This is a genomic window from Bacillus sp. MD-5, assembly GCF_002201875.1.
Classification (GTDB): domain Bacteria; phylum Bacillota; class Bacilli; order Bacillales; family Bacillaceae; genus Bacillus; species Bacillus stercoris.
In genome coordinates this window covers 3,583,474-3,595,462 of sequence record NZ_CP021911.1, presented here as the reverse complement: position 1 = coordinate 3,595,462, position 11,989 = coordinate 3,583,474, and the positions used below count along the sequence as shown (strand labels likewise).

Genomic DNA, 11,989 nt, shown 5'->3' with positions numbered 1-11,989 from the left:
AGGTGTAACAAGATGAACACCACAGACCGGCAAATCACGTTCTCTGCTCTTTCCTGTCTTCTCTCTTATCCGGATGAAGAGTGGAGAGCCGAGCTTCCCGATTGGAAGGCTCTTATCCAAGAAATCGGCAACCGGCAAATCCGGGAGAAGCTGCTGCACTTTTTCGAGACGTCAGCCAGCTTTTCTCCGGAAGCGCTGATTGAACACTATGTCTATACATTCGACTTCGGGAAAAAAACAAATATGTATGTCACCTACTTTAACTCAGGCGAGCAAAGGGAACGCGGCATCGAATTGCTGCATTTAAAAAACACCTATCAGCAATCCGGTTTCCTGCCGACAGAGAAGGAACTGCCAGATTACCTGCCGCTGATGCTGGAATTTGCCGCAGTTGCAGAAATTGAAGCAGCGAGAAGTGTGTTTGAGAAATATCTGTCAAATGTAAGGGAGCTGGCATCCCGCCTCGAAAAAAATGACAGCATATACGCTGAGCTGCTGCACGTGCTGCTGGCCGCGCTGGAAAACTTCGGCGTTCGTGAAAGCATTGAAGGGACTGTTCAGGCATGAACGGACAGATCCTCTGGGGCGTGATGCCATACATTGTATTGACGATCTTTATCGGCGGCCATATTTACCGATACCAGCATGACCAATTTGGCTGGACGGCGAAATCAAGCGAGATGTTAGAAAAGAAAAAACTTGCGGCGGGCAGCACTCTTTTTCATTGGGGACTGCTGTGCGTTGTCGGCGGGCATGTCATGGGAATTCTGATCCCGGAAGGTGTATATGGTGCAATTGGCATTTCAGAGCACATGTATCACAAAATGGCGATTGGTGCAGGCCTGCCGGCGGGGATTGCGGCATGTACCGGACTTGTCATCCTGACGTACAGACGGCTGTTTGACAAAAGAATCCGCAAAACCAGCTCGCCATCGGATATCCTTACGCTCATCCTGCTGCTTTTCATGATGCTGTCGGGTGTTGCGGCCACGTTTCTCAACATTGATTCAAAAGGCTTTGATTACCGGACAACAGTCGGGCCGTGGTTCAGGGAAATCGTTTTGTTCCGGCCTGACCCCTCGTTGATGGAGAGTGTCCCGCTATGGTTTAAGTTTCATATTGTGATAGGCTACGTTGTTTTTATCCTGTGGCCGTTTACAAGATTGGTTCATGTGTTCAGTCTGCCGCTCAAGTATCTGACTCGAAGCTATGTCGTGTATCGGAAACGCTCGTAAAAATCCCCCTTCAAGAGGGGGATTTTTTTATCTTGATGAAAACATAAGATATTTTCTGCCAAGATAATGGCTGGGCGGCCGGCAGTCTTGTTATGTTTGTATTGCATCATCTGAAAAGGAGAGTGAAGAATGAAGCGGATTTTACTCATTTTAATGGCTTGTGTTATGACAAGCGCCGGAATCCTGACACTCAGACATTCTCATGTATTAACCGGCGGCACGGCTGGACTGTCACTAAGCCTCACATACTGGTTTCACTCCTCGTTTGCCATCATCTTCTTTCTGATCAATATCCCGTTTTATGTGTTTTCTCTCATCAGAATGGGCATCAGATTCACTCTATCTACCGTATTTGCAGTCACGGCGCTGACTCTGTTTACAAGCGCGGATCACTGGCTGCCGTCTGCCTCTTTTTCACCGCTTGCCGGGGCGATTTGCGGCGGGGCGCTGATCGGGCTCGGCCTGTCGCTCATGTTTTACCATCAGGCTTCACTCGGCGGTGCCAATATTCTTGCTTTATTTCTGCAAAAACGATGCGGCTGGAACCCCGGGACAGTTAATTTTCTCTTCGATTTTGCCGCAGTGCTGGCCGGCATTTTCTCAGTCGGCTTGCTGAAAGGGCTCTGCTCCTTAGTGTCCATCGCGGTCACGGGCCTGATCGTCGGCTTCTTCAAAAATAAAATCAAAAGCAGCTACTCCCTCAATCCGGTTTTGCTCAAGAACATGACACCCGGCCAATCTCAGGAAGCCTCATCATAAGCCTTTCCGCTTTTTGCGGTGAGGCTTTTTGCATAGAAGGTTTACAGACTAGAAAAAAGAGGTAATACAGAGGTAATCGAATCAGATAGGAGAGAATTAGGATGCTGAAAAGGAGACTGGAATTTTTCTTTTTATATATGATGCTCATCGGGGCATATGTCATATGGTTTTTTCCGGTTTCCAGACTTGAGTTTTACGGAGGATTGCTTTGCTATATAAGCATTATTTTGTTCAGCATCTATTCATTAATTCTTGAAAATCGCACCTCGCAGCACACGCTGTTATGGATCCACATTCTTGTTTTTTTTCCAATCGTCGGCTACGTGTTTTATCTCTTTTCCGGACAGCTTTATGTAAAGGGAAAGCTGTTTAAGACAAAACGAATGTACAACAGGGAGAAGCTCAGGAAGCTGTTTGACAAGGAGGAAACGCCCGAAGTGACAGGGCTGAAGGACAATCAAGAGAGGTTCTTTACATATTCCATCAGGGCTGCCCATATGAATATCAATACGAAAAGCAAGATCAAAGTGCTGAAAAACGGCGAAGAAACCTTTCCTGAACTTTTCAAAGCGATGAGAAAAGCGGAGTCTTACATACATATTGAATACTACATGTTTAAATCAGACATGCTTGGGCGCGGCATGATGGACATTATGATGGAAAAAGCGCGCCAGGGTGTCGAGGTGAGGTTTTTATACGATGCGGCAGGGAGCATGAAGCTGGCAAGAAGAGACATTATGAGAATGAAACAAGCGGGAGTGAATATCGTTCCGTTCTCTCCGCTGAAATACGGGTTCTTCAACCAGAAGCTGAATTTCAGAAATCACCGGAAAATTGTGATCATCGATGGAAAAACCGGCTTCGTGGGCGGCTTAAATGTCGGGAAGGAATATATCAGCCGGGATCCGTACATCGGGTTTTGGAGAGACACGCACCTGCGGCTGGAAGGTGAGATTGTGCAAACGCTTCACGCTATCTTTATGCTGGATTGGGAATACGTCTCCAATGAAGTGTTAATTGATCAAGAAGAGTACAATACCCCTGTGCCCGTGGAGGGAGGGGGCATTTATCAAATTGTCGCGACAGGCCCTGACATGAAGGAAAGCATGAGCGACCTATACTATGAAATGATTTCTTCCGCACAGAAGTCAATCTGGATCGCCACGCCCTATTTTGTCCCCAATGAATCCATTCGCACAGCGCTGAAAGCAGCAGCGACAAAAGGCGTGGAGGTAAGGGTTATGGTGCCGGAGAGGAACGACAGCTTTTTGACCCAATACGCGTCGAGATCCTATTTCCCGGAGCTGCTTCTTGAGGGGATTGAAGTGTACTCCTACCAAAAAGGCTTCATGCATCAAAAAGTCATGATCATTGATGGCGATCTCGCCTCCGTTGGCACGGCGAATATGGACATGCGCAGCTTTCAGCTCAACTTTGAAGTGAATGTGTTCTTTACGGATGCTGAAGCGATTCGCACCCTCGAGGCCCATTTTGAAGAGGATATGCAGGAAAGTGAAAAGCTCAGCCCTGTCGGCTTTTATAAAAGAGGCGTGGCTGACCGGACAAAAGAGTCATTTGCCCGTTTGTTTTCAGGGGTTCTGTAAGAAAAAAGAAATCTGATCTTTCAAAACGGCCTGTGTATAGTATAATTGAGAAATATTATCAGTTATTTATACATTGGGGGAAGATAGGGTGCTGCGGCAATTTTTTTCATATTATAAACCATATAAAACGTTGTTCTTTCTCGACTTTTTCTCAGCGATCGCGGGAGGTTTAATGGAGCTTAGCTTTCCTTTGATCGTCAATTATTTTATTGATACCTTGCTGCCGGGCAGGGACTGGGGGCTGATCATCGCGACCTCAATCGGCTTATTTGCGGTGTACGCGCTCAGCTCGGCTCTTCAGTATATTGTGACCTACTGGGGGCACATGCTCGGAATTAATATCGAGACGGATATGAGAAAGTCGCTTTTTGACCATTTGCAAAAGCTCCCGTTTAAATTTTACGACAACAACAAGACGGGAACCCTGATGTCGAAGCTGACGAACGATTTAATGTATATCGGTGAAGTTGCCCATCACGGTCCGGAAGACTTATTCATTGCCGTCATGACCATACTCGGTGCGTTCGGAGTGATGCTGTTTATTAACTGGCAGCTGGCATTATTAACGTTTATCATTATGCCGATCGTCATTTGGCTGGCACTTTATTTCAACAAAAAGATGACCAAAGCATTTACCACACTGAACAAAGATATCGGGGACTTCAGCGCGCGGGTAGAAAATAATATCGGCGGGATCCGGCTTGTGCAGGCGTTCGGCAATGAAGCGTTTGAAAAAGAACGCTTCGCCGTCAACAACCAGCGTTTTCGTGTCACAAAGCTTTCTTCCTACAAAATCATGGCGAAAAACGGTTCAATCAGCTATATGCTGACCAGGTTTGTCACGCTGTTTGTCCTTTTGTGCGGGACGTGGTTTGTTATTCGCGGCTCCTTATCGTACGGGGAATTTGTGGCGTTTGTGCTTCTGACGAATGTGCTGTTCAGGCCTATTGACAAAATTAATGCCATTATTGAAATGTATCCGAGGGGGATCGCCGGTTTCAAAAGCTATATGGAACTCATGGAGACCGAGCCGGATATTCAGGATTTACCTGATGCGAGAGATGTTTCTGGCCTGAAGGGCAATATCCGCTATGAACATGTTTCGTTTGGCTATGATGACCATCACAACGTCCTCAATGACATTAACCTATCCATTCAAGCGGGGGAAACGGTTGCGTTCGTTGGTCCGTCAGGTGCGGGAAAATCAACGCTTTGCAGCCTGCTTCCGCGCTTTTATGAAGCATCGGAGGGCGACATTACAATTGACGGCATCAGCATAAAAGACATGACGCTTTCTTCATTGCGCGGGCAAATTGGCGTCGTACAGCAGGACGTTTTCTTATTCGCGGGTACGCTTAGAGAAAATATCGCCTACGGCCGATTAGGCGCATCAGAAGAAGACATTTGGCAGGCTGTGAAGCAGGCGCATCTGGAAGATCTCGTCCATAGTATGCCGGATGGATTGGATACTATGATTGGCGAACGCGGCGTGAAGCTTTCCGGCGGGCAAAAACAACGTTTGTCAATTGCGCGGATGTTCTTGAAAAATCCGTCGATCCTGATTCTCGACGAAGCCACCTCAGCCCTTGATACGGAAACGGAAGCGGCGATCCAAAAGGCGCTTCAAGAGTTGTCCGAGGGGCGCACGACGCTCGTCATCGCCCACAGGCTGGCGACAATCAAAGACGCGGACAGAATTGTAGTCGTTACAAACAACGGGATTGAAGAACAAGGCCGTCATCAAGACCTGATCGAAGCCGGAGGCCTATACAGCAGGCTGCATCAAGCGCAATTCGGGCAAATGGTGCAGCGATAGGGGGAGAACATGGACAGAAAAAATGTGCTGTACATTGCTGTTTCATTGGACGGAATGATCGCAAGAGAAGATGGAAGCATTGATTGGCTTGAGGAATTTGAAGGTGAAGGCGACAACGGCTACAGTGATTTTTATCAGACAGTTGATACAGTCATTTTAGGGCGGAGCACATATGAGCACGTTAAAGTGCTAACCCCCGTTTTCCCGTATCAGGATAAAACCTGCTATGTTTTTACAGGATCGCCCGACAGTTATCAGGATGAACATGTGACGTTTATCAATGAGGGAGCCAGAGCCTTCACTGACCGTTTGAAACAGGAAAAAGGCTTAAACATCTGGATAGCTGGCGGGGCAGAGCTGGTGAATGCCTTTATGAAAGAAGATGCCATCGACGAATTCATCATCACCATTATTCCGGTTGTGTTAGGAAGCGGCATCCCGCTGTTTCAAGAGCTAACGAACGAAACAAAGCTGCGGCTAAAAGGGATGAAACAATTTGGACAAGCGGTTCAGCTCCATTTTGTAAGATCATAAGAAAAAGGATAGACAGATGTCTATCCTTTTTGTATGTAAGTCAGAGCGCTTCTCTTTCAGCAGGCTCGATGAGATTTTGGAATTTCTCAATCAGCTGTGGCGCTTTTGTTCCTTCCACTACGATCAGATATTCCTTTTCGTTATGAGCCATGCGGAATGTTTCAAGCTCAATTAAGCTTTTGATTTTGCACATCGTTTTCTTTGAGTAAATATAAACCTCGTGACTTCCGGAATGGCACATTTTATAAAGATGAATCAAATTTCTTAAAGTAAATGCCTGTGCGGCTACTTTCAGAGACTTGATGTTTTTCATGATCTTTCTCCTCCATCGATTGTTGTCTTATATAGCCTATGTTCCCAGAGCGAGCAAGCCGTAAACCTGTTTTTGCACATTTATGACTTCCATTGCAGCGCGCCGCCGCCGATGCGTTTGACACCGCGGATGGAGCTTAATTCATCCATCAAGCGGAGAAGCGCCTTGTCTTTCTGCTTTGCTTCGATCATGAAATCTATATTTGTTCCCCATTGCCTAAAGCGTTCCAACAGCGGCAGCAAAAAGTTGGCGTCAACATAATCGGCATGGCTGCGTATGACTTGCTCCGATTTTGGGGAAGACAAGTGAACCTTTGGCTGAAGGCCGATCCGCTCCCACGTTTTGATCATCCGGGGCAGCGCTTCATTCAGGTCGGCGTGATCATCTGGATTGGCGTAAAAATGATGAAAGTCAAAGACGAACGGAACATCCTCCTGCTCACAGACCTGAAGCGTTTCTTCCGTCGTATATGTTTTATCATCATTTTCAAGTGTCATCCGCTGCTTGATCTCCTGTGGCAGCTGTTTTATATTGTGATGAAATTGTGCGGTCGCGGTGTCTTTATTGCCGTAAGCGCCGCCAATATGAATATTGATCACGGAGCGATCAGCAATGCCCATGGCTTCAAGCATACGGTAATGATACGCCATATCGGTTACCGCATTGTTTGTGACAGATTCCTTCGGGCTCGTAAACAGAGTGAATTGGTTTGGATGAAAGCTTGTTCGCAGTTGATGTGTTTTCACAAGCTCTCCAATCTCCCGAAACTCTTTTTGAAATGGTGTTACAAAATCCCACATCACTTCGGGGTGCGTAGCCAGCGGCACAATCGAACTGGAAAAACGGTACAAAGGAATGCCGTGTCCGATGATATAGTGAAGGGTTCTCATCGTATTGTGTAAATTGGCTTTTGTCACAGTCAGAAGCGCTTCTTTTCTTTCAGTCTTTGAAAGCTTTGAATAACGCGCGAATGTCAATGTTTTAGCGGGAGACGCATCCCAAAGGCTCATCGCATTTGAAACGAACCCGAATCTGAAAATCATAGGAACTCTCCTTTATAAGAAATAAGATAACGCCTTGCCGAGCCATTCCGCCGGTCGCTGCCTGAATGTGCGCTTGCTGAAATCCTCCATCGTCAGCAGCTCCGACTTTTTCATATCCTCCTCAATCGTGGCATAGACTTCACTTGTAAACGCTTCGTCATCAATTTCGACATTCACCTCTTCATTTAGAAACAGGCTTCGTTTATCGAAGTTGGCTGTTCCGATTATGCTGAGATGGTCGTCTATAATGACAGCTTTTACATGATAAAACCCTTGATAATAACGATAAATAAGACAGCCGGCATCCAAGAGCTCCGAATAATACGTAAAAGCCGCTTCTCTCACCAGCGGATGGTCTGATTTCATCGGTACAATGATTCTCACGGATACGCCGTTTTTTCTTGCATTGAGGAGGGCTTCTTGGAGCGGTTTTGATGGAATGTAATAAGGCGTGCAAACCGTAAGACGATTCTTCGCTTGGGCGATATTAGCCAAGTATATGTTTTCAAGGGAATAACCGTCGGTCGCATATATCTTGTGTGAAATATTTCCTTGCTGAAGCTTTGGCCAAACATCCGAACCCAATGTGATTCCGGTATTTCGTTTTAGATCGGAAGCAAAAAGCGTTTGAAGATCATGTACGCCTTCTCCCTTTATACGCAGATGATAATCCTCCCAATTGCCGAACTTCGCCTTCTTTCCAAGATATTCTTCGGCGATGTTAAACCCGCCGATATAACCGATTTTTCCGTCTATCACCGTAATCTTCCGGTGATTCCGCTTTTGCATGTGAAAAAAGAAAAAAGGAAAACGGGGACGATTCATCACATGGACATGGACGCCGGCATTTTTCATCGTCTGCAGCGCCGTTTTTTTAATTGCCCGGCAGCCCGCCCAATCCAGAAGCAAATAAACGGAGACGCCAGCCTGGGCTTTTGTTTTCAGCAGGGTATACATATTGTGGCTGACCTCATCATTTTTCATAATAAAAAACATCATGTGAACAGAAGAGGCGGCCTGGCGAATATCCTTCATCATCCGCTCAACGAGATCAGATCCGCAGTGGATCAATTCGATGTCACTCTTCTTTTTTGAAAAAACAGGCTCGTACGCCTTCTTTCTGTATCCAGCACGGCCCATGAAGATATCAAGCAGAATCAAAGCAAAAAAAATAACGACAATGATCATAATCACGATAAATACCTTCATACCGGCACTCCTTTCCGTAGTAAAGGTAGTGTGCCCGAACAGCGGGAATTTAATTATTGACTGAACACTCATTCATTATTTATCATAAAGGTAATCTTATACAGATTCGGGGGTAGGGGATCGCGGTCTTTATCCAGTAAAAAGGGGGAATTGGAATGAGCGGCTTTCTCATCGCAAATGCATTATTATTTTTGATTGTAACCGCTTACGCTGTCTATTTGTTTGTGTACTTGGTCAAAACGAGACTGGCCTACATCAAGCTCGGCCAGAAAGAACAATTTGATCAACGGTTCAAGGAACGGCTTCGCGCCATATGGGTGAATGTATTCGGACAGAAAAAACTGCTTAAGGACAAGAAAAGCGGTATTATTCACGTCATGTTTTTCTATGGATTTATTTTGGTTCAGTTCGGAGCGATTGACTTTATCATCAAAGGACTGGCTCCTGGCCGTAATCTGCCGCTTGGACCGGTCTATCCCGCTTTCACCTTTTTTCAGGAAATCGTTACGTTTCTCATTTTAATTGCTGTGGGATGGGCATTCTACAGACGTTATATCGAAAAGCTCGTGAGGCTGAAACGCAATTTCAAAGCCGGACTCGTTCTGATTTTCATCGGAGGTTTAATGCTGACCGTTCTGCTTGGGAATGGGATGAATCTGATCTGGCATGAGCATGGGCTTTCTTGGAGCGAGCCAATTGCTTCAGGTATTGCGTTTATGCTTAGCGGAGTCGGGAAAACAGGTGCGGCAGTGATTTTCTATATCGCATGGTGGATCCATCTTCTGTTCTTGCTTAGCTTTTTAGTGTACGTGCCTCAGTCGAAGCATGCCCATTTAATCGCCGGCCCGGCAAATGTCTTTTTCAATCGAATGGAATCTGCCGGAAAACTTGAAAAAATAGATTTTACCGACGAAACGAAAGAAAGCTACGGAGCGGGGAAAATTGAAGATTTCAGGCAGTCCCAGCTGCTTGATTTGTACGCATGTGTCGAGTGCGGCCGCTGCACCAATATGTGCCCTGCAACAGGCACCGGAAAAATGCTGTCTCCGATGGACTTGATTTTGCGTCTCAGAGACCATCTCACGGAAAAAGGCGCCGCCGTCACCTCGCGCTCGCCATGGGTGCCCGCGGCAGCGTTCCAACATACGAGAGGCAATCAGCTGGCGGCAGCGTCAGCGGGCAGCGGGTCGCAGGAAGCCGCAGCAGCGCTGGATTACAATCCAAGCTTGATCGGCGACGTCATCACAGAGGAAGAAATTTGGGCGTGCACCACTTGCCGAAACTGTGAGGATCAATGCCCGGTCATGAATGAGCACGTGGATAAAATCATTGACCTCCGCCGCTACCTCGTACTGACTGAAGGAAAAATGGACAGTGACGCCCAGCGCGCGATGACTAGTATCGAGCGGCAGGGAAATCCGTGGGGACTCAACCGCAAGGAACGCGAAAACTGGCGTGACGCGGCGCCGGATGCTGAGATTCCGACCGTGAAAGAAATGAAAAAAGAAGGAAAAGAGTTTGAGTACCTTTTCTGGGTTGGTTCCATGGGGTCCTACGACAACAGAAGCCAGAAAATCGCGATTTCCTTTGCCAAGCTGCTCAATCACGCAGGCGTGTCCTTCGCGATCCTCGGCAATAAAGAAAAAAATTCAGGAGACACGCCGCGCCGCCTCGGAAATGAATTTTTGTTCCAAGAGCTGGCTGAGAAGAATATTTCTGAATTTGAAAAAAATGATGTCAAAAAAATCGTTACGATCGATCCCCATGCATACAATTTATTTAAAAACGAATATCCGGATTTCGGATTTGAAGGCGAGGTTTATCATCATACAGAGGTGCTGGCCGAGCTTGTAAAAAACGGAAAGTTAAAGCCGCAGCATCCGCTTCATGAGACGATTACCTTCCATGATTCGTGCTATTTGGGCCGGTACAATGAAGTCTATGATCCGCCGAGAGAGATTTTGAAAGCCATTCCGGGCGTGCAGCTGATTGAAATGGAGAGGAACCGGGAAACCGGCATGTGCTGCGGAGCCGGCGGGGGATTAATGTGGATGGAGGAGGAAACGGGCAACAGGATTAACGTCGCCAGGACTGAGCAAGCGCTCGCAGTCAACCCATCGGTGATCAGTTCCGGCTGTCCGTACTGTCTCACGATGCTTGGGGACGGCACAAAGGCGAAGGAAGCCGAAGACCAAGTCAAAACATACGACGTTGTCGAGCTTCTGGCTCAATCCGTTTTAGGCGCTGATCTGAAAATGGGGGAGAAGGAATGAATTTTTCATTATCAGAAGAACACGAGATGATACGAAAATTGGTGCGCGATTTTGCGAAACATGAGGTGGCTCCGACAGCGGCAGAACGAGACGAACAAGAACGCTTCGATCGCGAGCTGTTTCGGGAAATGGCAAATCTGGGGCTGACGGGTATTCCGTGGCCTGAAGATTACGGTGGAATCGGAAGTGATGATTTGGCCTACGTCATTGCGGTGGAGGAGCTGTCAAAAGTGTGCGCCTCCACCGGTGTGACGCTTTCCGCCCATATCTCTCTTTGCAGCTGGCCGCTGTTTGCCTTTGGGACGGAGGAACAGAAGACAGAGTACTTAACACAGCTGGCCCTAGGAGAGAAAATCGGCGCATTCGCTTTGACCGAAGCAGGGTCAGGCTCTGACGCCGGCGGCATGAAAACAACTGCTGAACGAATCGGCGATGACTATGTGTTAAATGGTTCAAAAGTGTTTATCACAAACGGCGGTGTTGCTGATATTTATATTGTTTTTGCAGTCACCGATCCCGAGAAAAAGAAAAAAGGCATTACCGCTTTTATAGTAGAAAAGGATTTTGAAGGATTTTTTACAGGCAAGAAAGAAAAGAAGCTGGGCATCCGTTCTTCACCGACAACGGAAATCATGTTCGAAGATTGTGTAGTCCCTGCATCAAACCGTCTCGGAGAAGAAGGAGAAGGCTTTAAAATCGCGATGAAGACGCTTGACGGAGGCAGAAACGGCATCGCCGCACAAGCCGTGGGTATCGCTCAAGGGGCGCTTGATGCGGCGCTTCAATATGCAAAAGAGCGAAAGCAATTCGGAAAAGCGATCGCTGAGCAGCAGGGCATCGCTTTTAAACTCGCGGATATGGCTACAATGATAGAAGCTTCAAGGCTACTGACCTATCAGGCTGCATGGTTAGAATCATCAGGCCTTCCATATGGAAAAGCTTCCGCCATGTCCAAACTGATGGCTGGAGATACGGCGATGAAGGTGACGACTGAAGCCGTGCAGATTTTCGGCGGCTACGGCTATACAAAAGATTACCCAGTAGAACGTTATATGCGTGATGCGAAAATCACGCAAATCTATGAAGGCACTCAAGAAATTCAAAGACTTGTCATCTCCAGAATGCTCGCGGATTAACGGAAAACATCTCTCAGTCGGATCACTCTTGTAAAATTATTTAAATTAACGCTGTTAAGGGTAGCAT

At 46.9% G+C, this 11,989-nt stretch carries 11 protein-coding genes; 8 read left to right on the top strand and 3 right to left on the bottom strand.

What is annotated here, in order from left to right; genetic code table 11:
- The first annotated feature begins 12 nt into the window (after window positions 1-12).
- From narJ to CDO84_RS18155, 6 genes are all read left to right on the top strand, one after another.
- Window positions 13-567, top strand: a complete 555-nt coding sequence (gene narJ, locus CDO84_RS18180; protein ID WP_040081530.1) for a nitrate reductase molybdenum cofactor assembly chaperone — start codon at window positions 13-15, stop codon at window positions 565-567.
- Window positions 564-1,235 carry a respiratory nitrate reductase subunit gamma gene (narI, locus tag CDO84_RS18175; RefSeq protein WP_014665753.1) on the top strand — a complete coding sequence of 224 codons (672 nt, stop codon included), beginning with the start codon at window positions 564-566 and terminating at the stop codon, window positions 1,233-1,235. The genes narJ and narI overlap by 4 nt, the downstream gene beginning before the upstream one ends.
- Before the next feature lie 129 nt (window positions 1,236-1,364).
- Window positions 1,365-1,994: a YitT family protein gene (locus tag CDO84_RS18170; protein ID WP_040081531.1), complete on the top strand. Its 630-nt coding sequence runs from the start codon at window positions 1,365-1,367 to the stop codon at window positions 1,992-1,994.
- A 101-nt stretch (window positions 1,995-2,095) separates the two neighbouring features.
- The gene (cls, locus tag CDO84_RS18165) at window positions 2,096-3,598 is read left to right on the top strand and encodes a cardiolipin synthase (RefSeq protein WP_040081532.1); all 1,503 of its coding nucleotides are present in this window, start codon (window positions 2,096-2,098) and stop codon (window positions 3,596-3,598) included.
- 88 nt (window positions 3,599-3,686) lie between these two features.
- A complete protein-coding gene (locus tag CDO84_RS18160; RefSeq protein WP_040081533.1) occupies window positions 3,687-5,414 on the top strand; it encodes an ABC transporter ATP-binding protein in 1,728 nt (575 codons plus the stop codon).
- 9 nt (window positions 5,415-5,423) lie between these two features.
- Entirely contained in the window at window positions 5,424-5,948 is a 525-nt protein-coding gene (locus CDO84_RS18155; RefSeq protein WP_040081534.1) for a dihydrofolate reductase family protein, read from the top strand.
- 40 nt (window positions 5,949-5,988) lie between these two features.
- Here the strand turns inward: CDO84_RS18155 and CDO84_RS18150 are convergent, their stop codons facing one another.
- From CDO84_RS18150 to cls (CDO84_RS18140), 3 genes are all read right to left on the bottom strand, one after another.
- The gene (locus tag CDO84_RS18150) at window positions 5,989-6,261 is read right to left on the bottom strand and encodes a hypothetical protein (RefSeq protein ID WP_014665748.1); all 273 of its coding nucleotides are present in this window, start codon (window positions 6,259-6,261) and stop codon (window positions 5,989-5,991) included.
- A gap of 80 nt (window positions 6,262-6,341) precedes the next feature.
- Complete coding sequence (gene uvsE / locus CDO84_RS18145; protein WP_040081535.1) at window positions 6,342-7,304, bottom strand: UV DNA damage repair endonuclease UvsE; 963 nt, start codon at window positions 7,302-7,304, stop codon at window positions 6,342-6,344.
- 12 nt (window positions 7,305-7,316) lie between these two features.
- Window positions 7,317-8,513: a cardiolipin synthase gene (gene cls / locus CDO84_RS18140; RefSeq protein WP_014665746.1), complete on the bottom strand. Its 1,197-nt coding sequence runs from the start codon at window positions 8,511-8,513 to the stop codon at window positions 7,317-7,319.
- Between the two features lie 155 nt (window positions 8,514-8,668).
- On the opposite strand from cls (CDO84_RS18140), the gene CDO84_RS18135 reads away from it, so the two are divergent.
- Together CDO84_RS18135 and acdA are read left to right on the top strand one after the other, a co-directional pair.
- A complete protein-coding gene (locus CDO84_RS18135) occupies window positions 8,669-10,786 on the top strand; it encodes a heterodisulfide reductase-related iron-sulfur binding cluster (protein WP_040081536.1) in 2,118 nt (705 codons plus the stop codon).
- Window positions 10,783-11,922, top strand: coding sequence for an acyl-CoA dehydrogenase AcdA (acdA, locus tag CDO84_RS18130; RefSeq protein WP_040081537.1), 1,140 nt, complete (start codon window positions 10,783-10,785; stop codon window positions 11,920-11,922). Before CDO84_RS18135 ends, acdA begins: the two co-directional genes overlap by 4 nt.
- Window positions 11,923-11,989 lie beyond the last annotated feature (67 nt).